Here is a 26,714-nt window from a genome sequence, read left to right on the forward strand (position 1 = left end):
TTGAAAGCCTGCCGGGGGCACGCCACGGGGGCGCATCACGCCGCATCACGCTGCCACAAACACGCCGTGCAGCCCCAGCGGCAGTGCATACGGCAGCGTGGCCTGCGCCAAGGGGCCGTCGGCCAGCGCGTCGGCGGCAAAACACGACAGCAGGGTTTGCTTGCGGGCGTAGTCCAGCGCGGTACCCAGCACCCAGCCGGGGCCGCGCGCGTCGGGCACCCAGACATGCTCTTCCACGATGGTGTGGGGGCCGTAGCGGAAGCGCTGCGACACGCCGGTCTCTACGTTGGTGGAGGCAATGGCGCCCCACAGCGGCAGGCCGCCCTGGGTGCCGGTGGCGTGGACGACCTGGCGGTGCCGCTGCCCGACCCGCCGGGGGTCGATGCGCGGAAACTCCGCCTCCACACCCAGGCTGGCCTGCGTGGCCTGGCCGGTGTGCAAGTCCAGGCGGGCCACCGTCAGCACCGGGCCTGCCGAGCCCGCCAGCCGGGCGCGCATTACCTCACGCGTGTCGGTGAGGACGCTGGATGCGTCGGCTGCGCGCGCATAGTCGAGGTGAATCACCGTGCCGCTGGCGGTGTGCTCCTCCCAGGCGTTGCCCAGGTGGAACAGGAAACCCGTTGGCAGGTGGAACATCTGCTGCCGCGTCCAGTCCTGCTTGTGGACCACCAGCACACGCATGCCCAGCTCGGGGCGCCATTGGTGCGCGTCCAGCACGCTCGCCCCGGCCAGGCGGCGCTGCGCGTCGTACACCAGCGGGGGCAGCAGGAAGACGAGGTGCCCGGCCGTGACCGCAAAGTCGTGCACCATGGGCATGTGGCTGAGCGGGAAAGCCTCGGCGCGCCGCAGCGCCCCTGCAGGCGTGATTTCGTACAGCAGCAACAGGCCGTGGTGGGCATCCACGCCAAAGTTCCAGATCGTTCCATCGGGCTCCACCCGAGGGTGGGCCGAGAAGGGCACGCCTGCCAGGTCTGCGCGCCAGGTCTTGAGGCCCCGGGTCTCCAGCGTGCGGGGGTCCAGGCGCGTGGCCGATCCGCCCTCCCACAGCGCCAGCACATCGTCGCCCACAGGCAGCATGCTGATGTTGGCGGCGTTCATGCTGTCGGGCGAGCTGGGTGGCTCGCGGCCCGGGAACACGGTGCCAAAGCCTTCGGTCAGCCTGCGGCCCGTCTGCACTTCAGCCAGCCGCTTGGCGGTGGCCACATAGCGGCCCTGGTGGTGCACCGTGCTGCCGTCGATCACAAAACGGTGGGCCATCCCGTCGCCGTCAAACCAGTGCTGGTAACGCTCTCCGCCCAGGTCGTGGCCCGCCGGGCCCACGCGGTACAACGTGCCCGCCACGGCATCCGGGAAGCGCCCGCGCACCGAGGCGGCGGTCAGAGGAATGTCTGCCGCCGCAGTGGCAAACGCCGGCTTCCACGGCGCGTGGGACGCTTCGAACTGGGCGTGCCAGCTGGGGGACGACGCTTGCGCATGCGCCGTGCGGGGCACCTGGGATGCCAGGGACGCAAGCAAGGGGCCGCCGCCAGCGGCCATGAGCCGCAGCACCAGATCACGGCGATGGATGGACATGAGTACGCCTCCAGGGGGCTAGCGCAGGCGGATGGTGATGCTGTGGTCGGCATCCAGCGGCACGGCGGCAGCATCAAAACTGGGCGGGCCCATGCGGCCCCGGGCGTCATTGGAGAAGCCATACCGCTCTGTGGGCAGGCCCAGCAGGTTGGTGTCCAGCTTGGCGTTGCCGTTTTCGTCGGCAAACGACTTGACCACGTAGCGCCCGGCGGGCAAGCCACTGAACACCAGCTGCGCGGCACCGTCGCGCAGTTCGATCTTTTGCGAGACCACCGCCTGGTTGCTGGCAAATGCATCGGCCGAGTCAAACACGGCGAGGTAGAGCGTTGCTGGCGCAGCGGGGCCGTCGGTCACGGCAACCCGCAGGTCCGCCGCGCTGGCCGCCAGGGGCAGCCAGGCCGCAGCCATCAACAAGGTGGTGTGGATCACCTTCATGGCGTTCTGCGTACGGGGCTGCGTGGAAGGAGGGAGCGGAAACATCAGCACCGCCCGGCCGCTTTCAGCAAGGCGTTGCACTCGGGGCTGGCATTGCGGCCACGGGCGGCAGGCGCCGTGGCTGCTGCTGGCGCTGCGGCTGCAGGGCTGCTGCTACCGCTCTTGCTGCCCACCATGGCTGTGCAGATGGCGTCGGAATGGGGTGTTTGCCCAAAGCTCATGGCCTTCTGAAAGCCTGTGGCGCCGTACACGTAGCACCGGTAGGTGGCGCCGTCGCGGGTGTTGACGGTGTAGTTGACCCGGCCACCGGTTTCCTCCTGGCGATCGGTGATGGTGAACTGGTCGGCAGTCCGCCCGATGGCTTGCGCCGTGCGCTGCTCCAGGCCCGACTGGTCGAGGGTGGAAGCGCAACCGGCGAAGAGCGCCAGGGTCAGCGCCCCCGCAGACCAGCGAACAAAGCGGGTGCGGTGCGATGAGTGGGAAGAAACAGACATGACAGGCTCCTTGGGATCAATGGGGAATGAACAAAACGGCTCGGCAAAAACCAGCAGGCAAAACAACTCCCTGCGTCCCCAAAAAGGGCCGCATGTGTTGCGGTGAAAGGAGGAGGAAAGATCAGCCCGGTTTGCGGGCCACGACAAAGGCACGGATGTCCTTGCCGCGCGTGCCATGCCGCTCGGCGCAGACGATCTGCAGGCCCTGCTGCACCATGGCCGACTGCAGCCGCTGTTCGCCAAAACACAGCACGGGCGGGGCCTTGCCAATGGCGCGCATCAGCGGCACGGCCAGGTAGGGAATCAGCGGGTTCATCTCGGCAAGGCAAGCCGTCTTGGAGATCAGCAACCCACCCGGCCGCAGCACCTGCACCACCTGCTTCAGCGCATCGTCGAGGTCGCTCGCCAGGTGCAGCACGTTGAAGGCCAGCACCGCGTCGTACGCCGCCTGCCCAAAGGCCGCGGCCTCGGCGTCGGCCACGGCAAAACTCAGCTGTGGCGAGGGCTGCGCGGCCAGCCGCTGGTGGGCAATGGCAATCATCGCGGGCGAGACATCAGTGGCCAGCAAGCTGCGGGTGAAAGGTGCCAGGCGCAGCGCCGTGCTGCCCGTGCCGCAGCCAATCTCCAGCACGTCCTGCTGGGTGGACAGCAGGCCCTGCACACGCTGCAGTGTGGCCTCATACCCCGCCAGGTCGGCAATGGGGTCGGCTGCGTACTTGGGCGCGATGCGGTCCCAGAACCGCGCTTGGGACGCCGCACCCGAACGGACCGCAGAGGGAGAAGCGCTGGAGGCGGGAGCAATGGCGGGCAAAGACATGGATACGGTTCGGGGGAAGTGCTGACGCGGTGGAATGCAGGAAGGAGCAACACCCGGATGCTATCCATGCATTGAAGCGCAGGAAACTGCGGTAAATTGCAGTGAACATATACGTTTACGCATGGATAACCTCGACTGGAATCAGCTAAAAGCCTTTCTGCAAACGGCCCAGACCGGCTCACTGTCTGCCGCCGCGCGCAAGCTGGGCCTGACCCAGCCCACCCTGAGCCGGCAAGTGGCCGCCATTGAGCAGCAGATGGGGGTGACGCTGTTCGAGCGCGTGGGCAAGGCCATGGTGCTCACGCCCACGGGGCTGGACCTGTTGGAACACGCCCGCGCCATGGGCGCTGCCGCCGAGGCGCTGGGCTTGGCGGCTAGCGGGCGGTCGCAAGCGGTAGGGGGCGTGGTGTCGGTGTCGGCCACCGACGCCGTGGCCGCCTACCTGCTGCCGCCCATCGTGCAGCGCCTGCGCGCGCAGGAGCCAGGCATTGCCGTCGAAGTGATCTCGTCCAACGCGCTGAGCGACCTGCTGCGCCGCGAGGCCGACATTGCCATCCGCCACGTTAAGCCCGAGCAGCCCGACCTGATCGCTCGCCTGATCCGTGAGGCACAGGCCTACTTCTACGCCTCAGAGGACTGGGTCCAGGCCCACGGCCATCCACGCAACGCACAGGAGGCCGCACGCTTGCCCTTTGTGGGCTCAGACCGCAATGGCCAATACCTAGCGTACCTGCGCCTGCACGGGCTGAACCTGAGCGAGGACAACTTCAGCTGCTATTCCGATCACACCGTGGCCCACTGGGCGCTGGTGTGCCAGGGCATGGGCATCGGCGCCATGATGACCGAGATCGCGCGCAAGACGCCGGGCATGGTCCGGGTGCTGGACGACCTGCCGCCAGTGCGCTTTCCCATCTGGCTGGTGTCCCATCGCGAGCTGCGCACCTCGCGGCGGATTCGGGTGGTGTTTGAGGCGCTCGCCGAGGGGTTGCAGGGCGAGGACTGAGGGCGCGCCGTTGCGCCTCTGCGCGGCCCTTCGCGCGCCCGGCCCTGCCGTGGACTAGGGCCTCTGTTCACACTATTTTTCGCCAGTGCGAAGAGGCCCTAACCTCCATCCACCGTGTGCGACGTGCCTAGACGCACCCGGTACCCCGCCGACAGCAGGTGCACATCCCAGCGCTGCTGCACCGCACCCCAGATGCCCTTGGGCAAAAACAGCGCAAACAACATGGCAATGGCGCCTAGGCCGATGAGGTAGAGCACGCCCTGCCCGCCCCATAGCGTTTCCACCGCAAAGAAAAGCAGCGCGCCGAGGATGGGGCCCTCCATGGTGCCTATCCCCCCCACCAACACCATGAAGATCATGTAGGCCGTCCACTGCACGCTGAAATAGGTCTTGGGCTGAAAGCTGATGGACGTGGCGAGCCACAGGCCGCCGGCCAGGGCGCAGCCAAAGGCCGACAGCACGAACACCAGCCGCTTGATGGCCACCACACGCACACCGAGCGAGATGGCTGCCACCTCGTTGTCGCGAATGGCCTGTGCGGCCGTGCCCACCTTGCTGCGCAAGAGCAGGAAGACCACCCAGCACAGCCCCGCCATCGCAGCGAGAGCCGCCCAGTAGGTATATGCACGCCGGTCGTCGGCCGCGTACTGCTGCAGCGCGATCATCGAGGTGCCCGTCTCTCCCTGCACCAGGCTATCGAGGTTCACACACAGGTGGGCCAGCGCCGCCACCACCCACATGCCGATGGCGAATTCGCCACCCTGCAAGCGCAGCATGAAAGCCGCCAGCGGCACCGCCACAAAGGCCACCAGCACAGCGCCCACCAGCAGCGCCGGGTACGGGCCCAGGCCCGCATCGGCCAGCCGCACCATGGCGTAGGCCCCGAGGCCAAAGAACGCCTGGTGACCAATCGACACCAGTCCGGCGTAGCCCGCCAAAGCGTTCCACATCACGGCCAGGATCACGTAGATGAACAACGTAGTGAGCCGGTCCACCGTGCCCGCCTGCAGCCACAGCGGCCCCAGGCAAAGCACGGCCAGCAGCAGCACGGTGGCGCTGGCGAAGGCGATGGACGCGCGCGTCCAGCGCTGGATGACCCATGGGGATGGACCCGTGGGTGCGGAGGGAACAGAGATCGTTGGAACAGTCATGGCACGGCCCTGCGGCGGGAAGAGAAGAACCTGCGCAGCGCACCGCTCGCGTAGAGCCGGGCCAGCAGGATGACAAGAAAGGTGACGTGCCCTGCGATCAGAAAACCCTGGGGATGCACCTGCGCCCCCAGGTTCTGCGCCACGCCCAGCACCACGCCGCCCAGCAAGGTGCCCCACAGCGATCCGGCGCCGCCGATGATCACGGCCTCGAACGCGAAGATCAGTTGCTGCGGGCCCGAGAACGGATCGAACGTGGCGCGCAGGGCCAGCGACGCCCCGGCCAGCGTGACGGTGACCATGGTGATGGCCGAGGCCGCCGCAAACACCGTACCGGTGCGCACGCCCACCAGGCGCGCGGTGTCGGCGTCTTCCGACGCTGCGCGGATCTGCCGCCCCAGCGCCGTGTGCGCCAGCATGGCGTGCAACCCGCCCAGCAGCAGCACCGCCAGCACCAGCACCAAGGTGGGCAGCTGCCCGACATACAGGCCGCCGGGCAGCTCCCAGCTGTTGTACGCCAGCGTGCCGATGGAGGTGGCCAGTGAACGCGTGTCGGCGCCAAAGTGCTGGAACAACACGTTGTCGATCACGCTGGCCAGGCCGAACGTGGCCAGCAGCGGCACCAGGGCGCCCAGGCGCGCGCTGCGCTCCAGCACCAGCTTGTGCAGCAGCCAGCCCAGCAGCGCCATGGCAGGCACCACCGCCAGCAGGGCCAGCAACGGGTGCCAGCCCATCGGCTCGGCCAGCACCCACAGCAGGTATGCCGCCACCACGGTCAGGCTGCCGTGGGCCAGGTTGATGATGCGCATCACCCCGAACATGAACGACAGGCCGCAGGCGAGCAAGGCGTAGTAGCCGCCGAGCAATAGGCCCTGGACGATCTGATTGAGAAGGTTCATGCGGCCTCCTTGTGGGCGGGGTGGACGTGGCTCGCGTGGTTGGCAGCTTCGCCGTCGGCACTGCCCGTGGTGTGGCTGACGGGCGCAGCTTCGGGCCGCTGCGCGCCAAAGTAAAACGCGGTGATCTGCGCGCGGGTGAGCTGGTTGGCGGGCGCATCGGCCACCACGCTGCCTTCGAGCATGCAGACAATGCGGCTGGCCACGGCCTGCACGCGCTGCAAATCCTGCTCTACCAATACCAGCGTAGTGCCCTGCCCCACCACGCCACGCAGCGCGTCGTACACGCCCTGCACGGCCAGGGGCGACAGGCCCAGCGAGACCTCGTCGAGCAGCAGCACGCGCGGGTTGGTCATGAGCGCGCGGCCAATGGCCACGGCCTGTTGTTGCCCGCCCGACAGCTCGCCCGCGCGGGCGTTCAGCTTCGGCGCAAGCTGCGGGAAAGCGTCCAGCACGGTGTCAAAACTCCACTGTCCGCGCCGGCCCGCCGCGCGGGCCACCAGCAGGTTTTCGCGCACGGTCATGCCCGCAAACAGGCGCCGCCCCTCGGGCACCAGGGCCAGGCCCTCAGCCACACGCTGGTGGGCGGGCAGGCGGGTGATGTCCACACCGTCCCACCGCACCGTGCCGCTGCTGGCGCGGTGGGCACCGGCCAGCGTGCGCAGCAGCGTGGTCTTGCCCGCGCCGTTGGCCCCCACCAGGGCCAGGACGTCGCTCTGGTGCACCTGCAGCGACACATTGCGCACAGCGGGCAGCTGGCCGTGGTGGGCGTTCAGGTTGTCAATACTCAACAACACGCTCATGCCGCCACCCCGCCCAGATAGGCCTCGACCACGGTCGCATCGTTCAACACGGCCTGCGGATCACCGTTGGCAATGATCCGCCCGCCGTCCATGCACACCAGGCGTGTGGCCACCTGCAGCAGCACATGCACCATGTGTTCGATCCAGACGATGGCGATGCGCTGGCTGCGAAGGGTGCGCACCAGGTCCACCAGTTCACTGGCCTCGGCATCGGTCAGCCCGCCGCCGATCTCGTCGAGCAGCAGCACCTGGGGGCCGGTGGCCAGCGCCCGCACCAGCTCCAGCCGCTTGCGGCCGAGCAGGCCCAGCGTCTCTGCACGGCGGTTGGCCAGCGCCTCCATGCCACACAGGCGCAGGCACTCCATGGCCCGGTCACCCGCGTCGCGGGCGTGCAGGGCCGCGCCATGCGTGGCGCCGGTGAGCACGTTTTCAAACACCGTCATGCCCAGGAACGGCCGAGGCACCTGGTGGGTGCGCGCAATACCTGCACGGCAGCGGTCTGCCGCACTGCGGGCGCTCACATCCACCCCCTGGAACCAGACGGTGCCCTGACTTGGCGCAAACGCTCCGGCCAACACGTTCAGCAGCGTGGTCTTGCCCGCACCGTTGGGCCCGACAATGCCCACGGCCTCGTCACTGCCCACTGAAAAATCGAGCCGGTCCAGCACTTTGAGCGCACCAAACCGCATGTCGATGCCCTGCGCCTGCAGCAGCAACGGCTGCTGCTGCGGCCCGCCCGCTGACGGGCTCCAAAGGGGTTGTGGATGTCGCATGGAGATCAGCTGTAGGACTTGAGCGCCGCCGCCACGGGGATGTTGCGGTCGGTGGCGTTCTCGGTGACGAGGAGGTCGAGCTTGAACTTGCTGCCCGCTGCGGGCTTGACCCACTGCGCGCCCACCACCGGTGTCACCGACACGTTGGGCACAGGCCCCTTGGCAAAGTCCACCGGACCTTGCATGGTGGTGGCCTTGAGCGTGCTGATGGCCTTGGCCAGCGCCGCCTTGTCGCGGGGGTTGGTGCTGGCTTTGAGCGCCTCGGTGCCTGCATCGAACAGCGACACGGTGGAGCCCAGCATCTGTGTCCACTGCTTGCCGGTGCTGGCCTCATACGCATCGGCCAGCTGCACGCCCGTGAGGCCTGTGAGCGCTGACGCGTAGGGAAAGCTCTTGTGCCAGAAGCATCCAGCGCCTAGGTTCAGCGCCAGCGGGCCCAGGGCCTCCACCTGCGAGGGCACAAGGCCCGTCTTCGCGATCTGCGCAATCTTCACCATGCGCGTGTAGCCCTGCTGCGCCGCCTGCCGCCAGAAGGTGGCGAAGTCTGGCGGAATGGGGAAGGTGTTGAAGATCTCGCAGCGCTCGGCCTTGAACTTGGCGATCTGTGCTGAGTAGTCGGTGGTGCCGTTCTCATACGGCCCGGCGTCCACCACGGTGAAGCCCGCCTTGGCCAGCTCAGGCGCCAACGTGGCGCGAATCGCGTTGCCATCGGCATCGTTGGGGTACAGCACGCCAATCTTCTTGTTGGTGGGCAACGCCGCGAACTGCGACGTGTACGACGTGGTGAAGCTGCCTCCGCCAAACGAGAAGTGGTACGTCCACTTGAAGGGCGATGGCGCGCCGGGCTTGGCGCCCCGGCCAAAGTACCAGGCCTCCCACGGCATCACCGTAGACAGGCAGGGCACGCCCGCCGCCTCACACGCATCCGACACCGGGTTCACCGTTTCGGGTGTGGTGGTGGTGAGCATGAGGTCGATCTTGTCGCTGTTGATCAAGGCCTTGGCCAGCTGGCTCGCGCGGGCCGGGTCGGACTGCGTGTCGCGGTCCAGGATCTCCACCGCGTACTTCACGCCGCCAATGGTCAGGCCTGCAGCCAGCGTCTTGCGCACCTGGGCCAGGATGAAGGTGTCGGTTTCGCCCAGCGCGCCCAGCGGGCCGGTGCGGGGGCTGATGAAGCCGACCTTGAGCACGGGCGCGGCGCCTGCGGCCTGGGCCCATAGCGGGCGGGCACCCAGTGCGAGGCTGCCAGCGCCTGCAGCAGCGATCAGCCCACGGCGCGAGATGGTGGGGGATGCGGCCTGCGCAGCGTCTGCGGCGGGCACCGTGGATTCAGGGGTGTTGGTTGTCATGGTGAAGTTCTCCAGCGATCGGTTGCGGGGTTCAGAAAGGGATGGTGGTCTTGAGCCAGAACTGCGAGCCCTGGGCGCGGTTGCGCACGCCGAACTCCTTTTCCACCTTGGCGGTGATGAGCCAGCCCTTGCCATTGGCATAGCGCACCGAGGGGCCGATGGACTGGCTGCGGCCACGCGATCCCGCCAGCGCCACACCGCCCACCTTGTCGTCGCTCCACTGCCGGTAGACATAGCCGCCCACACCCACTACCCAGCCATTGCCCAGGCCCCAGCCTGCGGCGTAGTCCACGATGAGTTCACGGCCCGAGCGGTAGTTGGTGTCGCTGTTGGTGCGGTTGAAGTTGAGGGTGGCCTTCAAGTCGCCGTTGAAGCCGCTGGGGTCCATCCAGGTCAGCACGCCCAGGGGCTGCAGCGACAGGTAGTTGCGCCCAATGTTGGCCTGGCGCGTGCGGTCATACGCCCCGGTGGGCAGCACGGCATCGAGCCCCAGCACGCTGTGAAGCTGCGGGGAGTGGTGCCAGGCCACCGAGCCCCCCACCGTCACATCGCCCAGTCCGGTGCGCGAATCGCTCGCGCCCCCGGCGCGCACCGACAGGTCCACCAGCGGGAAGATGGCGTGGGCCGCCACATGGCCACCCAGCGCCTGCTGGGGCGTGATCCAGATCACGCGTGTGGCAGCGGCGGCGGCACGCACCTTGAAGCCGGGGATGGGCACGGCGTTGCCCTGGCCATCGTTCACGCGGCTGGTGGTGTAGTAGTTGAGGTACTCCAGCACATACAGCCCGGGCGGCGGCGCAGCGCCTGCCACGAAGTTCTCAGTGCCCAGCGGGTAGGTGGAGCCCCCGCCCTCGGTGGCGAACGCCGCTGCACCCAGCGTGCTGGCCAGGGCCAGCGCGGCGAGGCGGCTTGTCTTGGGGGGCGATGCTTTCAGTCTCTCCAGTGTTTTCATGTCGTTTGTCTCCTCGTTGTTATGTCGATCGGTTTTCTGTGGCTCCGCGCAGGCCATGGCTGGGTGGCGCGCAGGCTCGCGCCCCGGCCTGTGCCGGTGGGGCGCGGCCAATGCGTCGGCCCTTGGGGTGGTTGGGGTTGGAGGACGCCGCTGCGCTATGCAGCAGCCGCCACCGCCGTGCGCTGGTGCGCGGCAATGAACCGGCCCGCCTGCTCCAGCGAGGCCAGCGCTTCATCCAGCGCGGGCGCAAACAGCTGCCAGCAATGCACCATGCCGTCCCACACGGTGCAGTCCGCTTGCACGCCCGCCGCCTTCAAGCGGGCGGCCATGGTCACGGCGTCGTCGCGCAGGCGTTCCCAGCCGCCCACTTGCAGTTGCACAGGGGGCAACCCTTGCAGATCGGCGCTGTAGAACGGCGTGACTGTGGGTGAACGCACATCGCCACCGGGCACGTACATGGCGTTGAAAAAGCCCATGAGCTCGCGCGTGATGAACGGGTCGTCCACCGTGTGGTGGGACGCACCTTCGGACGCCAGGTCCAGCGCGGGCGACAAGGCCACGATGGCCGCAGGCAGGGGCAGGCCCTGGTTGCGGGCGCGCACGGCAGTGGACAAGGCCAGGTTACCGCCCGCCGAGTCACCCATCAGCGCGATGGCCGAAGCGGCATAGCCGTTGGCCAGCGCCCACTGGTAGGCCGCCAGCGCATCGTCGTGTGCTGCGGGGGCCGGGTGCTCTGGTGCCAGGCGGTAGTCCACGTTCAGCACCTGTGCGCCGCTGAACTGCGCCAGGTACGAGCACAGCGCCCGGTGTGATGTGAGCGAGCCGAACACAAAGCCACCCGCGTGGTAGTAGATGACCAGCCTGCGGGGGTCCGCCTGCGGCGTGCTCAGCAGCTCCGCCGCCATGGTGCCGCCCGCCCCGTTGGGGATGCGCAGCGTCTGGATGGGAAGCCCCTGGGCCAGGGGCATTCGCGAGTTGCTGGCGTCAAACCACGCACGCAGCTGCGCGGGGGTGGCTTGTGGTGGCGGTGGGTTTTGTGCGGCCATCTGCAAGATGGCCTCAAGCTGTTGTGCGGACATGTGTGGCCCCTTCGCTCAGAGGTAGGTGGAGGCGAGCCCGCCATCCACCGGCAGGTTGATGCCGCTCACCCAGCGTGCCGCGTCGCTGCACAGGAAGGCGATGACGGGCGCCACTTCGTCGCTGAAGGCTGGGCGCTTCATGCGGTGGGCATCCTTCTCCACGCGCTCCTGGCCCAGCATCTGCACAAAGTCGCCCAGGATGGGCGTGAACACCGGGCCGGGGGCCACGCAGTTCATGCGCACGCCGCGCTCCATGAAGATCTTTTGCGACTGGGTGTACGTCCACACGATCAGCGCTTCCTTGAAATATTGGTAGCAGGTCTCCTGCGGCACGGGATGCGCAGCCAGCCACTTGGCGCCTGCTTCAAAGCTGGTAGTGGCGCCCAGTGCGCGGTGCAGCTCCAGGCGCTGCGGCCACTCTGCCCCCAGGATGGAAGAGATATTGACGATGGAGCCGCCCTCGCCCATGCGTTCCAGCACGCGCTGCGTGAAGTGGCGCAGGCCCAGGTAGTTGACGCGGCCGACCAGCTCAGAGGGCGATGTGCCGGGCACGCCCGCAATGTTGGCCAGCGCATCCACCTTGGCAGGCAGTTGCGCCACAGCATCGTTGATGGCGGCAGGGTCGCCCAAATCCACCTGCACAAAGCCGTCGAGCGTGAGCGTGGGCGCATTGCGGTCCACACCGATCACGCGGGCGCCCTGCTGGCGGGCGAGCTTGGCAAAGTCTGCGCCGATGCCGGAGCAGCAGCCGGTGACGACGATGGTTTTGTTGTGTAGGGTCATGAAAGTTGTCTCCTGATTTTTGTGGGGGGGCACAAGCCCTCGGAGCGGCCCAACCGCGCCGAGGGCTTGCGATGTCAGAACGGGAATGCGGGTGGCGCGTCCTTCACGGTGATCCACTGCCACTGCGTGTATTCATCAATGTCCGCCGGACCACCCACGCTGCCCCCGTTGCCGCCCACGCCAGGGCCGCCAAAAGGGTTGGTGCACTCGTCGTTCACTGTCTGGTCGTTGATGTGGACCATGCCCGCGCGCAGCCGATGGCCGATGGCCATGGCGCGGCCCACGCTAGGGCTGATAACAGCCGCAGCCAGTCCGCCCTGGCTGGTGTTGGCCAGTTGCACGGCCTCTTCATCGGTGCGGAAGGTGACGAGGTTGGCCACGGGGCCAAAAGGCTCTTCGTCAAACGAACGGATGCCGGGCTTGACGCCCGAGAGCACCGTGGGCTTGTAGCCAAGGCCTTCGTAGGTGCCGCCTGCTTCGAGCTTGGCGCCCTGGGCCACGCTGTCCTTGATGAGCTTGTCGAAGCGTTGCAGCTGTTTGGCGTCGATCATCGGCCCCAGGGCCACTTGGCCGCTGGCGCCATCGCCCACGGGCAGGTGCGTGGCCTTGCCCACCATGCGTTGCAGGATGCCTTCGGCAATCGACTCGTGCACCAGGATGCGGTTCGATGCCATGCAGATCTGCCCCTGGTGGAACCACGCGCCAAACGCTGCGGCGCTGGCGGCGGCGTCCAGGTCGGCGTCTTCCAGAATGATGAGGTTGTTGGCGCCGCCCAGCTCCAGCGACACCTTCTTGAGATGCTGCCCGGCCAGCGCGCCAATGCGGCGGCCCACCGTGGGCGAGCCGGTGAAGGCGATCATGGGCACGCGCTCGTCCACCACCAGCGCCTCGCCCGCCTCGGCATCGCCGGGCACCACCTGCAGCAGGCCCTTCGGCAGGCCCCCTTCTTCAAACACGCGGGCCATGATGAAGCCACCGCTCACTGGCGTGCGCGTGTCGGGCTTGAGCACCACCGCATTGCCCAGCGCCAGCGCCGGGGCCACCGAGCGCAAGCCAAGGATAAGCGGGAAGTTGAATGGCGAGATCACCCCCACCACCCCGTGCGGCACGCGCCGCGCAATCGACAGGCGCCCCGGCGTGCTGGGCAGCACCTGGCCCTGGGCCTGCATGGGCAGGGCTGCGGCCAGGTGGCACAGCGTGATGGCCTCGCGCACCTCGTGCTGGCCCTTGGGCACGATGCCGCCGGTTTCGCGGGCGACTGTCATGGCCAGCTCGTCAAAGTGCTGCTCAAAAATGCTGGCCGCGCGGTGGAAAACCGCCGCACGCTCGCGCGGCCCCGTGGCCGCCCAGGCGGCCTGCGCCTGCTGCGCACGGCCAATGGCGGCCTGCATGTCTGCCGCACTGGCAATGCCCACGCGGCTGAACACCTGGCCCGTGGCGGGCTCCACCGCATCACGCGCCGTGTTCAGCACGGTAGACCAAGCACCATCAAAGGCCTTGCCCGCCCACAGGCGGTTGTCCAGCAGGCCTGGTTTTTCTGAAACACCCATTGCATTGCTCCTTGGTTGAAATCAAAACCCACCGCATGGCTGCGGCGGTGTGACCTCAAATTGCAACGGGCGTACCAGCCCCGCCTGCCACCAAGCCCCAAAACGCCTGAAAAACGAGCTTTGTGAGAGGGAGCGCTACGGACTTTCCCTAGGCCAAAACATGGCTGGCACGGGCGACTTTTTGCCACCAAATAGTTACTATTCATAAACAAATAGCACTGCAAAGATTGATCAAATGATCACTTTTTGATCACTTTCTGATCCACCACCGGAGAACCCCATGCCGAAGCGCCGCGTCTCTCTGGCCGACCTGCACCGCACCGCCGTGGGTCAAGGCCAGGCCTTGCTGGGCACCGTGCCTGCCGAAGCCCCCCGCGCCCTGGGCGGGTTTGACACCCATGGCATCAGCCAGCACACCCACCCCACGGTGGCCGACATCAGCGAATGCCTGTTCTTCTCCCCCGGCGACGGGCGCATCTGGCTGCAAGACCAGCGCATGATCCTGCTGCACTCCGAGGCCCTGGGCTCGCTGCGGCGCGAGCTGATCGACAGCATTGGCCTGGACAAGGCCCGTGGCCTGCTCACCCGCGCGGGCTACGTGAGCGGCGCGCGCGACGCCCGCCTGGTGCGCCAGCAATGGCCCGATGCCGAGCCCACCGCCGCCGCCATGGCCGGCACGCGCCTGCACGCGCTGGAGGGCGTGGTGCAGGTGGAGGTGGTGCACGCCCGCTACAACGCCGAGCTGGGCGAATACGACGGCGAGTTCATCTGGCACAACTCCAGCGAAGACGACGAGCACATCGCCGCCTACGGCGTGGGCGGATCGCCCGCGTGCTGGATGCAGGTGGGCTACGCCACCGGCTACGTCAGCACCTTGTTTGGCCGCATGATCGTCTTCCGCGAGGTGGACTGCCGCTCCTCCGGCGCCGCGCACTGCCGCGTGGTGGGCAAATCGGCCGAACTGTGGGATGACCCCGAGCAAGACCTGTTCTACCTGAACGCCCAGGACTTTGTGGGCACCCCGCCCGCCACACTGCCCACCTCGATGCCTGCAGGTGCGCAGGGCAAGGCCCGCACAACCTACCTGGGCGTGCCACCGGGCAAGGCGACGGCATCCAGCGATGCAGGCACCGCCGCCGAGGCCACGGCGCACGCCACCATGGTCGGCGCCTCATCCGCCTTCAACGCCGCCTGCCACATGCTGCAGCGCGTGGCCCCCACCGCCGCCACCGTGCTGTTCACCGGCGAATCGGGCGTGGGCAAGGAGATGTTTGCCAGCATGCTCCACCGCATCAGCCCGCGCAGCAGCCAGCCCTTTGTAGCCATCAACTGCGCGGCCATCCCTGAGACGCTGGTCGAATCCGAACTGTTTGGCGTGGAGCGCGGCGCCTACACCGGCGCAGGCACATCGCGCCCCGGCCGGTTTGAGCGCGCGCACGGCGGCACCCTCTTCCTCGACGAAATCGGCACGCTCAGCCTGGTGGCCCAGGGCAAGCTGCTGCGCGCCCTGCAAGAAGGCGAGGTGGAGCGCGTGGGCGGCACCCGCACCGTGCGCGTGGACGTGCGCCTGGTGGCCGCCACCAACGTGGACCTGCGCCAGGCCGTGCGCGAAGGCACATTCCGCGAAGACCTGTTCTACCGCCTCAACGTCTTCCCCATCCACCTGCCCCCGCTGCGCGACCGTCGCGACGACATCCCCTTGCTGATGAGCCACTTCTTGGCCCACTACCAGCGCAAGCACCAGCGGCAGGTGCCCGGCTTTAGCCAGGCAGCCGTGAAGGCGATGTTTCACTACCCCTTCCCCGGCAACATCCGCGAGTTGCAGAACCTGATTGAACGGGCGGTGATTTTGGCGACGGATGGCGAACCGATTGAGCCGCACCATCTGTTTGCGGGGGGTGAGCAAAGTGGCCGGGGGGTGATGTCACTGCACCTGAATCCAAACAGCACGGCAACGCTGCATCCAACAGGGCAAGCGCAGCGCGAAGTTGCTGCAGGGGCGGTTGCTCCGCAGAACTCAGCACACTCGCAGCCCGCCTCCAGTTGGAACCCGACACCCGCCACCATACCGACGGTCGCGCCACTGCATCAGGCCGAGGAACAGCTGCTGCGGCAGGCGCTGCACAGCGCGGGGGGCAATGTGGCGTCAGCGGCGCGGCTGCTGGGGATCAGCCGGGCGACGATGGCGTATCGGCTGAAGAAGTTTGGCATTTGAGCATGGGCGACGCGAGGGACGCGCAACAGTAACGGGCCGCGGGGCACATGGCGCGCTGCCGTCAAAGTGCTTGCCCAGGGCCAGCGATGGCGGTTGATCGGTGCATGGCGGATTGCCGCAGTCTTCTCGACCCGCTTCAGGATCCCACCCGCGCGTCGCGCCGGAGTGCTTGAGGCGGCTTGCCGAAGCCGCGCATGAACGCCTCGCGAAGATGGCGGCGATCGCGAAAACCCGTTTCGCGCGCAACCACCTCCAGCGGATGGCGGCTGCGCTCGATCATCAAGCGCGCTGCCTCCACGCGCAGACGCTCTACCGCCTTGGCTGGCGACTGGCCGGTCTCGGCCGTGAACACACGGCTGAACTGGCGCGGGCTGAGGTTTGCGGCCGCAGCGAGTTCTTCCACGTTCAGCGGCTGCGCCAGATGGCTGCGGGCATGCTCGAGCGCCCGAGCGATGCGGTCCGAGCGCGGTGCGAGGTTCAGGATTTCCGAATGCTGGGACTGGCCGCCCGAGCGGCGCTGGTGCATGACCAGCCGGTGCGCCACCGCTCGCGCCACGTCGTCGCCCAGGTCCTTCTCGACGAGGCCGAGCGCCAGATCCAGTTCCGCCGTCATGCCGGCCGAGGTCCAGATCGGGTCATCGGCGATGAAGATGCGGTCCGGCTCGACCTGGATATTGGGATGCCGCTGCTGCAGTGCGTCTGCATAAGCCCAGTGGGTCGTTGCGCGTCGCCCCGCCAGCAAGCCGGCCTCGGCCAGCACGAAGGCCCCGGTGCACAGCCCCACGGTCCGACGCGCACGAGCGCTGCACTTTCGCAGCGCATGCAGCAGGTCGGACGGCGAGGGCGTGGCCAACGGGTCGAGCACGCCGACCACCATCCAGGTATCGGCCGTGCTGCGTGCGGTAAAGGGACGCGTCTGCAGGGCCATGCCCAGCGATGCCTTCACGCTACCGCCAGGCATCGAGTGACAAGCCACCTCGTAGAAGGGTTCGCCCGCCACAACGTTGGCGAACTCGAACACCGCCTGCGTGGCCAGCGCCATCACCTGAAAGCCGGCCGGCAGGACGTAGCCGATCTTGTGCATTTGTTTTCTCCGACGTCGATGGCATAAAACGTGACTATAAGCGTCATTTACGCCAGATGCCAGGCGGCACAAAATTCGCTCCATCGCAACCACAAACGGATTACCACCATGACGCAGACGAACCTGGGCACCGCCCTCATCACCGGAGCCTCCTCCGGCATCGGCTCTCTCTACGCCGACCGCTTGGCGCAGCGCGGCTACGACCTCATCCTCGTTGCCCGCAACCGCGAACGCTTGAACCCGTTGGCCGCGGAGATCACCAGCCGCCACGGACGCGCAGTGGAGGTCTTCCCCGCCAACCTGAACGATCCGGTGGCGCTGCGCAGCGTGGAGAACAAGCTCAAGCGCGATGCCAGCATCACCCTGCTGGTCAACAACGCCGGCATCGGCACGCACACGCCGCTTCTGGAGAGCGACGTGGACCAGATGGCGCGCATGATCGACCTCAACGTCACGGCGCTGACCCGGCTGAGCTACGCGGCGGTGCCCGGCTTCGTGGCGCGCGGCAACGGTGCGTTGATCAACATCGCCTCCATCGTGGCCGTTTCGCCGGAAACGTTGAATGGCGTGTATGGCGGCAGCAAGGCTTTCGTGTTGGCCTTCAGTCAATCGCTGCAGCACGAGTTGGTCGGCAAGGGTGTGCGGGTGCAGGCCGTGCTGCCGGGTGCGACGGCCACCGAGTTCTGGGCACGCGGCGGCCTTCCTGTGGAGCACCTGCCGGCGCAGATCGTGATGCGTGCCGAAGACCTCGTGGATGCCGCCTTGCAGGGCTTCGAGCGCGGCGAGTTGGTGACGCTTCCTGCGCTGCATGACGGCGCCCTCTGGGATGCCTACGAAGGCGCACGCAAGGCGATGGCGCCCCACCTGTCGAGCAACGAAGCAGCGTCGCGCTACCAGCCCTTGCGTTAAGACCCTCTGAAGACCCAAAGAAGCCCGCTATGCAACGCACCAACAACGATTCACGCTCCACCATCAAGATCCCCGGAACCGAGGCGCACTTTCTCGATCCGCTGGAATCAGGCAAGGGAGGCCCCGGGCGCTTGCGCTATCTCTCCGGCGGAAAGGGGCCAGCCCTCGTCTTGCTACACACCGTGCGCACCCAGGCCGAGCACTTCCGTCACCTCATCCCTCTCATCAAAGACAGGTACACCGTGTATGCCCTCGATCTCCCTGGAATGGGTTACTCGGAGATCGTGCCGGGCGCTTCCTACGAGGAGCCGCCCATGCGCGAGGCGGTAAAGAGCCTCATCACCCGGCTCGATCTGCGCGACGTCACGCTGCTCGGTGAGTCGATGGGAGCCACGCTCGCCCTCACCACCGCAGCCGATCTGCCCGAGAGAGTGCGGCGGGTTGTGGCGATCAATGCCTATGACTATGCGGGCGGCATCACGCGGTCCAGCCTGCTGGCCCGGTTCGTCGTGACCGGCGCGCTGGCGCCGGTTGTCGGCACGACGATCGCGGGCGTCCAACCCAAGCCTATCGTGCGCGCCGTGCTCCATGGGGGGCTCGGCGACACAGCCGCTCTGCGCGATGACTACCTCGATGAACTGTTAAAGGTCGGACGTCGGCCTGGCTATCCGGTCGTCGCCCGCGCGGTGTACGGCAACCTGTCCAGCCTCATCGCGGCCCGCGCCCGCTACCCCGAGGTCAGGGCACCCGTCCACCTCATCTATGGAGAGACGGATTGGTCCAGACCCTCGGACCGGCAAGCCAACCAGCAGCTCCTGCCCGCGGCCGAGTTTGTGCAGGTGCCTGGCGCGGGCCACTTCATTGTTCTTGAGCGGCCGGACGTCGCTGCGAAGGTGTTGAACGACGTGGCCTGACCCAAGTGCGTTTCGAAGACCGCAGGCAGATGCTGCCCGCACAAGCTTCGGCACCGCCAACACGCGGGTGCCGCTGGATCGACACCATACAAAACATATACAATTCGTATATATTTTATATAGAGTCAACCATGGGCATAGTCAAAATCTCCGACCAGATGCACGAAAACCTGCGCGTGGCCAGTGGCGCACTCAGCCGTTCCATCAACTCCCAGGCCGAGCACTGGATGCGGGTGGGCATGCTGACCGAGATGTATCCCGACCTGGACCACCGCGAAATCTGCCAGCTTCTCGTGCGGGCAGAGCTGGCGGGCGGGCTGGACGTGGCGCTGGCGGCCACAGCGCAGCTGGACAAAGCGGGGGTGCGCCCCGCCGGGAAGCACTGATGGCGCGCGGTGGTGGGGTGCCGATCCGCTCGGCCGAAGAACTGGTGATGGCGCGGGGGGCCGCACAACTGGCGGCCGAGGTGCTGGCGATGATCGAGCCGCATGTGGTGCCTGGCGTAACCACCGACGCACTGGACCGCATGTGCCACGACCACATCGTGAACGTGCAGGGCGCGCGGCCTGCCAATGTGGGCTACCTGGGGTACCCCAAAACGGTGCTGACCTCGGTGAACCATGTCGTGTGCCACGGCATCCCCTCGCCCCAGCAGATGCTGAAGAAGGGCGACATCGTGAACATCGATGTGGCGGTGGAAAAAGACGGCTGGTACGGCGACACGAGCCGCATGTTCTGCGTGGGCACGCCCAGCGTGCTGGCCCAGCGGCTGGTGCGCACCACGTACGAGGCGCTGTGCGCAGGCATCCGCGAGGTAAAACCCGGCGCCACACTGGGCGATGTGGGCCATGCGATTGCCACCGTGGCGCAGCGCGAGAACTTCAGCGTGGTGCGCGAGTACTGCGGCCACGGCATTGGCACCGTGTACCACGATGAGCCCCAGGTGCTGCACTACGGGCGGCGCGGCCAGGGGCTGCGGCTGGAAGCAGGCATGGTCTTCACCATCGAGCCCATGCTGAACGCAGGCCAGCGGGAAACCAAGGAGCTAGCCGATGGCTGGACGGTGGTGACCAAGGACCGGTCGCTCTCGGCCCAGTGGGAGCACATGGTGGCGGTGACAGACAGCGGCTTTGAGGTGCTGACAGCATGGCCGGGGGGCACGGGCAGCTACCCTGCGATTTAGGGATGGCCTGCACGAGGAGATTGCCGCATCAGCCGGGTGGCAGCTCCAGACGGGCCCAAGCGGCCATCACATCGAGCTGCTTCTTGATCCAGTCGGCAGACATCATGTTGGCGCCCCAGTGGTGGATGCGCGCCACGCCCTCCCCCATGTTCCACAGGTGCCGCAACTGCACGAAGAGCGGCAAGGCGGCGAGGTCGGCATCGGTGATATGGCCGCCGCCTGCGCGGTAGCCGGCCAGGTACTGCTGCCAGCGCTTGAGCAAGGCTTCGTCGGGCTCCATGGGGGCCTTGCGCGGCAGGTTCGACCACAGCCACACACACAGGTCATAAGCCAGGAACCCTGGCCCGGCGTCGTCAAAGTCAAAGAAGGCTGCGCGCCGCACACCCTCGGCATCGGTGGTCACATGGTTGTTGAAGCCATGCGTGTCGCCGTGGCACATCACGCGGGTCAAGGTGCCCTCAACATCCGCCAACTCGCTCTGAAGACGCTCAATCAGTTGCCGGTAGGCATCCAGCACGGAAGGGTCGATCTCGGGATGGGCGGCAAGGTAGTCCAGCGTGCGGCCTGCCAGATGGTGGCCGTCCAGCACATAGCGGCTTGTTGGGCCTGCGTAACTTTGCGCAGCACTGTGAATCTGCGCCAGCGTGGCGCCAGTCAGGTGCAGTTCTTCGGGCGTATCGGGCACGGCGCCGTCGCAGTGGCGAAACAGGACCAGCGCACGCGGCCCCTCAGGGAACGGCAGGGTAACGCTGGCAGCACCATTCGCAGCCAGGACCGGTGTGGCCACGCCCACACCCTGTGCGTGCAGGTGGGCCAGCAGCGCGACCTCGAAATCCACATTGAATGGGCCGCGCGGCCGGATGGCACAAAGCCGCGCCACATAGCGGCTGCCGTCCGTGGCCCGCACGGCGTAGTTGTCATTGAGGTTGCGGCGGATCAGGTAGCACTGCTGCACTGGCAGGCCGTAGTGCTGCGCCACCCAAACACTCACGGCAAAGGCAGCGGCTGTGGTGTGCGAGGCAATCGGGCTGAGGTCATGCGATGTTGGTGAAAGCATGCGGCATTCTCCATGGATGCAGCATGAAACACCCGTGCGACGTGGTTCGATGGGCTTGCACCCAGACGTTGTCGCTGCCTCCCAGGCTGGTACTAGCGGGAAAACAGCTACATCACGAGAAACTGCTTGAAATGGCTGCTACCGCCCGCTGGTATTGCACCATCGGTATCAAAACCATAGCACTCCACGTCGCCATCACCACGGCAGCTTGTCGCCGCTGTAGGCGTAAAAGCACCCCGTTTCCTCCACCGGCAACCCATCCAGCACCCGCAGCATGTCGCCCGCCGCATCTGCAGCGGGACGGCCGATTTCTGCGCCATTGAACGGGGCCGACAAGGCCGAGTTGACGGTGCCGGGGTGCAGCGCCACCAGCACGGCCTGCGGGTGGGTGCGGGCCACTTCGATGGACGCCGTTTTGACCAGCATGTTGAGCGCGGCCTTGCTGGCGCGGTAGCCGTACCAGCCACCCAGGCGGTTGTCGCCAATACTCCCCACCTTGGCCGAGAGCACAGCCAGCACGCCGCGCCCCTGCTTGGGCAGCAGCGGTGCAAAGTGGGCCAGCACCAGCGCGGGGCCAAAGGTGTTGGTGCGGAAGGTGGCTTCCATCTGCGCGTAGTTCAACTGGCCCAGGCGCTTTTCTGGCATGCCGTGGGGGCCGTGCAGCAGGCCAGCGGCGTGAATGATGCAGTGCCACGGGCCCTGGGCCCTGAGTTGCTGGGCGGCGGCGGCAATGGTGGCTTCGTCGTCCAGATCGACCGCCGGGTGGGTGTGGCGGCCCAGGCCCACGACCAGGGCGCAGCGCGGGTCGGCCTGCAGGTGGGCGAGGAAGGCGCTGCCGATGGCACCGGTGGAGCCGATGACGAGGGCGCGGTAGCCATCAGGCAGCGATTGCAAAGAAGTGAACGGCATTGCGGCGGGTTGTGCTTGAGACATGGCGCGGTTCTGCGGTGAAGGTGTCGTTGGGTGATTCGGCAGGCGGGCTACAGCGCATCCAGCCGCGTGCGCAAGCTGGCCGCATGCTCGCGCAGCGCATCCAGCTGCGGGCCCTGCATCTTTTGCAGCTGGCGGTACACCATGCCGAGGCGGAAGTTGCTACCCAGCGTGCCTTCGTTGCGCGCAAAAAAATCCCAATACAGCGCGTTGTAGGGGCAGGCCCGCTCACCCACTTTTTGATTCTTGTCGTAGTGGCAACCCTTGCAGTAGTCGCTCATGCGGTCGATGTACGCGGCGCTGCTCACATAGGGTTTGGTGGCCAGCAGGCCGCAGTCGGCAAACTGGCTCATGCCCACAGTGTTGGGTACTTCCACCCATTCAAAGGCGTCGATGTACACGCCCAGATACCAGCGGTGCACGGCGGCAGGGTCCAGCCCCGCCAGCAGCGCAAAGTTGCCGATGACCATGAGGCGCTGGATGTGGTGGGCATACGCATGCTCCAGCGACTGGCCCACGGCGTGCTGCATGCAGCGCATCTGGGTCTTGCCCGTCCAGAACCACGCTGGCAGTGGCGTGCTGTGGCCCAGGGCGTTGCGCTCGTCGTAGCCAGGCATGTGGGCCCAGTAGATGCCGCGCACATATTCGCGCCAGCCCAGGATCTGGCGGACAAAGCCCTCCACGGCAGGCAGGGGCGCAGTGCCTGCGTGGTAAGCGGCTTGGGCGCGCTGCACCACCTCGTGCGGGCGCAGCATTTTGGTGTTGAGTGCGAAGGACAGCAGGGAGTGAAAGAGCCGCGTGCTGTGTGTGCTCATGGCGTCCTCATACGCGCCAAAGTGCGGCAGCGTGGTGGTGACGAAGTGGTCGAGCCACGCCAACGCCTCGGCCCGGTTCAGCGGCCAGCGCAGTGCATGGGCCTGCGGGTTGCCAAAGCTCTGCACGCCTGCGGCCTGGATGGTGGCCCACAGGGCGCTGTGGTCGTGCGTGGGGCGGGCGTCGGGCGGCAGTGCGGGTGTGCCGGGCCAGGGCTTGCGGTTGTCGTGGTCGTAGTTCCATTGGCCACCTTCGGGCTCGCCAGCCTCGTCGATCAACACGCTGTGGCGCTGGCGCATGCGGCGGTAGAAGTGCTCCATGAGCCACTGCTTGCGGCCTTGGAACACCTCGGCCATTTCGGTGCGGGTGGTGTAGAAGTGCTCGCTGCTGACAGCCTGCACGGCAAAGGGCTGCGGGCTGGAGCGCTGCGCGGTGCCCCAAGTGCGCAGTTGCTCGTCCAGCCGCCATTCATCGGGGTGCTGGTATTGCAGCGTGTGCGCGCCGTAGTGGGCCATGAGGGCGGCCAGGTTGTCGGGGATCGACTGGCGGTTGCTCGCGTCGCCAATCGCCACATAGCGCACGCGGTGCCCCGCCTCGCGCAGATGCCGGGCCAGGTCGCGCATGGCGGCAAAGATGGCGAGGATTTTTTGCGCGTGGTGCAGCACATAGTCGGTCTCTTGCCGCACTTCCATCAGCACGTAGACCACGCCTTCGTCCTGCGCGGCGAACCACGAATGCTCGGGGTTGAGCTGGTCGCCCAGCAGCAGTCGCAGGGTGTGAGTGCGGGACGGCGGCGTGGTCATGCCGTGCCCCACAGGCGGCGGTAGCTGCCATCGGCATCGTGGTCTTGCGCCTGCTTGATGGGGTTGAAGCGGCGCCCCCCGCGCGGGTCGGTGCCGCGCCCGGCGATGTAGAGCCAGTTGGCCTGGTTGCTGTAAACGTCGTAGTCCACCAGTTGCGATTCAAACCACGCAGCGCCTGCGCGCCAGTCGCTGTGCAGGTCGTACAGAAGATAGCTGGCTACGACCTGGCGCAGGCGGTTGCTCAGATACCCGGTGGCAGCCAGCTCACGCATGGCGGCATCGACCAGCGGCTCGCCCGTCTCGCCCCGGCACCAGTGGTCAAAGCCGCGCGGGTTGTGCGGGGCGGGCGGTAGTTCTGACAGGCCGCGCACCCGGTACAGCGCTGCGCCGTATTGCAGGTGCAGCAGCCGAAAGTAGTCGCGCCACAGCAGTTCAAACCACAGCCAGTAAGTGCCATCGTTCGCGCCGTGGTCGCGCTCGAAGGTTTTCAAGTCGGCACAAATCTGGCGCGGAGACAGCGCACCCGTAGCCAGCCAGGGGGAGAACTTGCTGGAGTAGTCCAGCCCCGTGAGCCCGTTGCGCGTGGCCTTGTAGCTGTGGGGCAGCTTGCGGGCCAGGTACTGCGCCAGGTGGGCCAGCGCGGCGGCTTCGCTGCCATCACACGCAGGCGTGCCGTAGGGGAAGGATGAACGGGCATCACAGCCCTGGGGCGGAGCGGGTAGCTGGATGCTGACAGCGCCCTGCTCTGCGCCCACGGCCTGCAGCAAGGCGGCGGACACATCGGGCGGTGGCAGCAGTTGGGAAGGTGCGGGCAATGGCGCTGCGGGGGAGATGTCTGCGCGCTCCACCTTCTGGCGGAAGGTGTTGAACACGCCCGGCAACTGGTCCACAGGCCACGGCATGCGCGCCGGGGGCAGCAGGCTGCTGTGCCACACGGTGCGCACCTGCAGGCCTGCTGCGCGCAGTGCGGCCACCTCGGCTTGCTCGTAGGGGGCGGCGATGTCTTCGCACACCACGGTGGTGGCCCCCACAGCCTGGGCCAGTTGCGGCAATGCGGTGGCGGGTGGAGCTTGGCAGATGAGCAGCGGGTTGCCCAGTGCGGTCGTTTGTTGCTGCAACCCACGCAGCGCTGCAGCGGTGAAGGCCCGGCGGTGTGCGCCCACGCGGGCAAAGCCCCAGGGCGTGCCTTCATCGGGCGCAGACAGGCACACCACGGGCAGCAAATGTGTGGCACCGCTGGTGAGAGCTGCGCGCAGCGCGGGTTGGTCGTGCAGGCGCAGGTCGTTACGAAACCAAAACAGCACGGTGCTCATGCGGTGCCCTCCCCTGCCACACCTTGCGAAGTGCCGCTGCGCTTGCGCTCGCTGCGGCAGCGGTCGGAGCAGTACTTGACCTCGTCCCACACCTTCTCCCACTTCTTGCGCCAGGCAAAGGGCAGGCCGCAGTGCAGGCAGGTTTTTTGCGGTAGGTCTGATTTTTTGCGCATGCGCATGGCGGGCCTGTGGTTTGGTTAAGCAGGCTTCAACACCTGCTGTGCCAGCGCACGCCCGCTGAGCCACGCACCTTCGACCTTGCCGCCGTGGAGCCAGTCGCCACACAGGCCCAGGCGCATTTGCGCATCCCACCAGCTGCCCTGCGTGAGCGCGGGTTCGGTGTCGGCATAGCGCCAGCGGTGGGCGGTGGCCGCCAAAGGTGCGGGGCCACCCAGGGCGGCAAAGGCAGCGAGCAATGCGGTGGTTACCGACTCGGCGCTGTCTTCGATGTGGGCTTCGCTCCATTCGGGGCTGGCGTGCAGCAGCCAGGTTTCTTGCCCCGTGCGGCCGGGTTTGCTGCTGTCGCGCGCCACCCAGCGCAGCGGGCCGGTGTTGATAAACGCACCCTCCCACGGCAGGGCCACGGGGCCTGCGTAGCGCAGCATCACAGCCCAGCTGCCACGCATGCGTGCGCTGGCGGCCAAGGCGGCGCCTGCAGGGGCCAGGGGCGCCAGCAAGGGCACGGCCTGCGGGGCAGGCACGGCCAGCAGCACGGCACTGTAACGCGGGCTGTGCAGGCCATGTTCCGCCGAGGTGATGGCCCACCCGCCCTCGGTGTGGTCCAGCCGCTGCACGGTGGTTTGCCACTGCGCCAGCGCAGGCTCGCCCAGGTGCTGCACCAGCCAGGCGGCGGGCGACGTCATGCGCGGTGTGCCCACAAATCGCTCCAGCGGGGTGGCCGGGGTGGACCAGGCATTGCCGTCAAAGCTGGCCAGCCGGGCATCCCACAAAGCCGCCACACCGGCTTGCTGCCAGCGGGCCACTTCAGCGCGAAAGGCCGGGTCGCGGGCGGTGAAATATTGGGCGCCGTGGTCGCACTGCCAGGGGCCGCTGTCATCTTCGGCGCGGCGGGTACTCATACGGCCAGACGGGCCCCGGGCTTTGTCGAACACATGCACCGTGTGCCCCGCCTGCAGCAGCGCCTGCGCGCACGACAAGCCCGCCAGGCCTGCGCCGACGATTGCGATGGGCAAAGAGGTGGTAGCGCCACTCATGGCTGCGGGTCCGTGCGGTCATGGGTCACCCAGATCAGCGCCTGGGTGTCTATGCCCAGGGCCTGTGCGCGGGCGATTAGCTGCTCGCGCACACCAGGGGGCAGCTGCTTGGTGCGCGACAGGATCCAGCAGTAGCTGCGGTCCGGCCCCACCACCAGCGCCCACTGGTAGCTGGCATCCAGCGCGGCCACGTGGTAGCCGCCGTAGAACGGGCCAAAGAACGACACCTTGAGTGAGGCGGTGTTGGCATCGCCCGTGAACAGGGCCTTGCCCTTGGCCTGGCGCCAGTCGTTTTTGCCGGTGTCAAAACCCCGGTTGAGCACGCGCACGCTGCCGTCCGCCTGGCGCTGGTAGGTGGCGCTCACGTCCGTCATGCCGCGTTCAAACGAATGGTCCAGCCGGGCCACTTCGTACCAGCGGCCCACGTAGCGGGCTAGGTCAAACGGGGTGACGGGCGTGATGCCCTCGGGCGGGCGGGTGGACGAGCAGCCACTCAAGGCGAGCAAAAACACGGCCAGCCCTAACCAGGCGCAGCGGCGGAAGCAGGATAGGAAGAAGAACATAAATTACCAATCGGTCACAAAACAAACCAATTGGTATTCTGCCACCGCCAGCGCTGCTGCGG

Annotated in this window: 27 protein-coding genes; 6 read left to right on the forward strand and 21 right to left on the reverse strand. The window is 67.1% G+C overall.

Annotated features, from left to right (window positions below):
• Positions 1 to 45: 45 nt before the first annotated feature.
• The 4 genes from AC2YJX_RS15305 to AC2YJX_RS15320 all read right to left on the reverse strand — a co-directional run bounded on the left by AC2YJX_RS15305 (position 46) and on the right by AC2YJX_RS15320 (position 3,318).
• Entirely contained in the window at positions 46 to 1,566 is a 1,521-nt protein-coding gene (locus AC2YJX_RS15305; RefSeq protein WP_487256723.1) for a carotenoid oxygenase family protein, read from the reverse strand.
• 24 nt (positions 1,567 to 1,590) lie between these two features.
• On the reverse strand, positions 1,591 to 2,007 hold the full coding sequence (locus tag AC2YJX_RS15310) for a DUF2141 domain-containing protein (RefSeq protein WP_487256519.1): 417 nt from the start codon (positions 2,005 to 2,007) through the stop codon (positions 1,591 to 1,593).
• A 44-nt stretch (positions 2,008 to 2,051) separates the two neighbouring features.
• On the reverse strand, positions 2,052 to 2,501 hold the full coding sequence (locus AC2YJX_RS15315; RefSeq protein WP_228894509.1) for a hypothetical protein: 450 nt from the start codon (positions 2,499 to 2,501) through the stop codon (positions 2,052 to 2,054).
• A 121-nt stretch (positions 2,502 to 2,622) separates the two neighbouring features.
• Positions 2,623 to 3,318, reverse strand: coding sequence for a class I SAM-dependent methyltransferase (locus AC2YJX_RS15320; protein ID WP_487256520.1), 696 nt, complete (start codon positions 3,316 to 3,318; stop codon positions 2,623 to 2,625).
• A 121-nt stretch (positions 3,319 to 3,439) separates the two neighbouring features.
• Between AC2YJX_RS15320 and AC2YJX_RS15325 the strand changes: the two genes are divergently transcribed.
• Positions 3,440 to 4,321 carry a LysR family transcriptional regulator gene (locus AC2YJX_RS15325; protein ID WP_487256521.1) on the forward strand — a complete coding sequence of 294 codons (882 nt, stop codon included), beginning with the start codon at positions 3,440 to 3,442 and terminating at the stop codon, positions 4,319 to 4,321.
• 98 nt (positions 4,322 to 4,419) lie between these two features.
• On the opposite strand, the gene AC2YJX_RS15330 is transcribed toward AC2YJX_RS15325, so the two are convergent.
• From AC2YJX_RS15330 to AC2YJX_RS15370, 9 genes are all read right to left on the reverse strand, one after another.
• Entirely contained in the window at positions 4,420 to 5,472 is a 1,053-nt protein-coding gene (locus AC2YJX_RS15330; protein ID WP_487256522.1) for a branched-chain amino acid ABC transporter permease, read from the reverse strand.
• Positions 5,469 to 6,368, reverse strand: a complete 900-nt coding sequence (locus AC2YJX_RS15335) for a branched-chain amino acid ABC transporter permease (RefSeq protein WP_487256523.1) — start codon at positions 6,366 to 6,368, stop codon at positions 5,469 to 5,471. Before AC2YJX_RS15335 ends, AC2YJX_RS15330 begins: the two co-directional genes overlap by 4 nt.
• Positions 6,365 to 7,162 carry an ABC transporter ATP-binding protein gene (locus tag AC2YJX_RS15340; protein ID WP_487256724.1) on the reverse strand — a complete coding sequence of 266 codons (798 nt, stop codon included), beginning with the start codon at positions 7,160 to 7,162 and terminating at the stop codon, positions 6,365 to 6,367. The genes AC2YJX_RS15335 and AC2YJX_RS15340 overlap by 4 nt, the downstream gene beginning before the upstream one ends.
• A 2-nt stretch (positions 7,163 to 7,164) precedes the next feature.
• Complete coding sequence (locus tag AC2YJX_RS15345) at positions 7,165 to 7,941, reverse strand: ABC transporter ATP-binding protein (protein ID WP_487256524.1); 777 nt, start codon at positions 7,939 to 7,941, stop codon at positions 7,165 to 7,167.
• A 5-nt stretch (positions 7,942 to 7,946) separates the two neighbouring features.
• On the reverse strand, positions 7,947 to 9,290 hold the full coding sequence (locus AC2YJX_RS15350; RefSeq protein ID WP_487256525.1) for an ABC transporter substrate-binding protein: 1,344 nt from the start codon (positions 9,288 to 9,290) through the stop codon (positions 7,947 to 7,949).
• A gap of 31 nt (positions 9,291 to 9,321) precedes the next feature.
• On the reverse strand, positions 9,322 to 10,242 hold the full coding sequence (locus tag AC2YJX_RS15355; protein ID WP_431152473.1) for a SphA family protein: 921 nt from the start codon (positions 10,240 to 10,242) through the stop codon (positions 9,322 to 9,324).
• A 155-nt stretch (positions 10,243 to 10,397) separates the two neighbouring features.
• The gene (locus tag AC2YJX_RS15360; protein WP_487256526.1) at positions 10,398 to 11,321 is read right to left on the reverse strand and encodes an alpha/beta hydrolase; all 924 of its coding nucleotides are present in this window, start codon (positions 11,319 to 11,321) and stop codon (positions 10,398 to 10,400) included.
• A gap of 15 nt (positions 11,322 to 11,336) precedes the next feature.
• A complete protein-coding gene (locus AC2YJX_RS15365) occupies positions 11,337 to 12,104 on the reverse strand; it encodes a coniferyl-alcohol dehydrogenase (RefSeq protein WP_487256527.1) in 768 nt (255 codons plus the stop codon).
• Between the two features lie 74 nt (positions 12,105 to 12,178).
• The gene (locus AC2YJX_RS15370; RefSeq protein ID WP_487256528.1) at positions 12,179 to 13,654 is read right to left on the reverse strand and encodes a benzaldehyde dehydrogenase; all 1,476 of its coding nucleotides are present in this window, start codon (positions 13,652 to 13,654) and stop codon (positions 12,179 to 12,181) included.
• 280 nt (positions 13,655 to 13,934) lie between these two features.
• Between AC2YJX_RS15370 and AC2YJX_RS15375 the strand changes: the two genes are divergently transcribed.
• Positions 13,935 to 15,869: a sigma 54-interacting transcriptional regulator gene (locus AC2YJX_RS15375; RefSeq protein ID WP_431152469.1), complete on the forward strand. Its 1,935-nt coding sequence runs from the start codon at positions 13,935 to 13,937 to the stop codon at positions 15,867 to 15,869.
• A 136-nt stretch (positions 15,870 to 16,005) separates the two neighbouring features.
• Here the strand turns inward: AC2YJX_RS15375 and AC2YJX_RS15380 are convergent, their stop codons facing one another.
• Positions 16,006 to 16,953 (reverse strand): GlxA family transcriptional regulator, encoded by a 948-nt coding sequence (locus AC2YJX_RS15380; RefSeq protein WP_487256529.1) that lies wholly within the window; start codon positions 16,951 to 16,953, stop codon positions 16,006 to 16,008.
• Positions 16,954 to 17,061: 108 nt separating this feature from the next.
• On the opposite strand from AC2YJX_RS15380, the gene AC2YJX_RS15385 reads away from it, so the two are divergent.
• The 4 genes from AC2YJX_RS15385 to map all read left to right on the forward strand — a co-directional run bounded on the left by AC2YJX_RS15385 (position 17,062) and on the right by map (position 19,959).
• On the forward strand, positions 17,062 to 17,862 hold the full coding sequence (locus tag AC2YJX_RS15385) for an SDR family NAD(P)-dependent oxidoreductase (protein WP_487256530.1): 801 nt from the start codon (positions 17,062 to 17,064) through the stop codon (positions 17,860 to 17,862).
• Between the two features lie 29 nt (positions 17,863 to 17,891).
• Positions 17,892 to 18,776 carry an alpha/beta fold hydrolase gene (locus AC2YJX_RS15390; protein WP_487256531.1) on the forward strand — a complete coding sequence of 295 codons (885 nt, stop codon included), beginning with the start codon at positions 17,892 to 17,894 and terminating at the stop codon, positions 18,774 to 18,776.
• A gap of 131 nt (positions 18,777 to 18,907) precedes the next feature.
• Positions 18,908 to 19,162, forward strand: coding sequence for a ParD-like family protein (locus tag AC2YJX_RS15395; RefSeq protein ID WP_121506978.1), 255 nt, complete (start codon positions 18,908 to 18,910; stop codon positions 19,160 to 19,162).
• Positions 19,162 to 19,959, forward strand: coding sequence for a type I methionyl aminopeptidase (map, locus tag AC2YJX_RS15400; RefSeq protein WP_487256532.1), 798 nt, complete (start codon positions 19,162 to 19,164; stop codon positions 19,957 to 19,959). Before AC2YJX_RS15395 ends, map begins: the two co-directional genes overlap by 1 nt.
• 28 nt (positions 19,960 to 19,987) lie before the next feature.
• Here map and AC2YJX_RS15405 read toward each other — a convergent pair whose 3' ends face one another.
• The 7 genes from AC2YJX_RS15405 to AC2YJX_RS15435 all read right to left on the reverse strand — a co-directional run bounded on the left by AC2YJX_RS15405 (position 19,988) and on the right by AC2YJX_RS15435 (position 26,652).
• Entirely contained in the window at positions 19,988 to 21,016 is a 1,029-nt protein-coding gene (locus AC2YJX_RS15405; protein ID WP_487256533.1) for a phosphotransferase enzyme family protein, read from the reverse strand.
• A 195-nt stretch (positions 21,017 to 21,211) separates the two neighbouring features.
• A complete protein-coding gene (locus AC2YJX_RS15410; RefSeq protein ID WP_487256534.1) occupies positions 21,212 to 21,949 on the reverse strand; it encodes an SDR family NAD(P)-dependent oxidoreductase in 738 nt (245 codons plus the stop codon).
• Between the two features lie 47 nt (positions 21,950 to 21,996).
• Complete coding sequence (locus tag AC2YJX_RS15415) at positions 21,997 to 23,562, reverse strand: cryptochrome/photolyase family protein (protein WP_487256535.1); 1,566 nt, start codon at positions 23,560 to 23,562, stop codon at positions 21,997 to 21,999.
• Positions 23,559 to 24,875, reverse strand: a complete 1,317-nt coding sequence (locus AC2YJX_RS15420; protein WP_487256536.1) for a DASH family cryptochrome — start codon at positions 24,873 to 24,875, stop codon at positions 23,559 to 23,561. Before AC2YJX_RS15420 ends, AC2YJX_RS15415 begins: the two co-directional genes overlap by 4 nt.
• Positions 24,872 to 25,054, reverse strand: coding sequence for a DUF2256 domain-containing protein (locus AC2YJX_RS15425; RefSeq protein WP_409860204.1), 183 nt, complete (start codon positions 25,052 to 25,054; stop codon positions 24,872 to 24,874). Before AC2YJX_RS15425 ends, AC2YJX_RS15420 begins: the two co-directional genes overlap by 4 nt.
• Positions 25,055 to 25,072: 18 nt before the next feature.
• On the reverse strand, positions 25,073 to 26,089 hold the full coding sequence (locus AC2YJX_RS15430) for an NAD(P)/FAD-dependent oxidoreductase (RefSeq protein ID WP_487256537.1): 1,017 nt from the start codon (positions 26,087 to 26,089) through the stop codon (positions 25,073 to 25,075).
• Positions 26,086 to 26,652, reverse strand: coding sequence for a lipocalin family protein (locus AC2YJX_RS15435; protein WP_487256538.1), 567 nt, complete (start codon positions 26,650 to 26,652; stop codon positions 26,086 to 26,088). Before AC2YJX_RS15435 ends, AC2YJX_RS15430 begins: the two co-directional genes overlap by 4 nt.
• Positions 26,653 to 26,714 lie beyond the last annotated feature (62 nt).

This window comes from Acidovorax sp. SRI_002, from assembly GCF_057586455.1.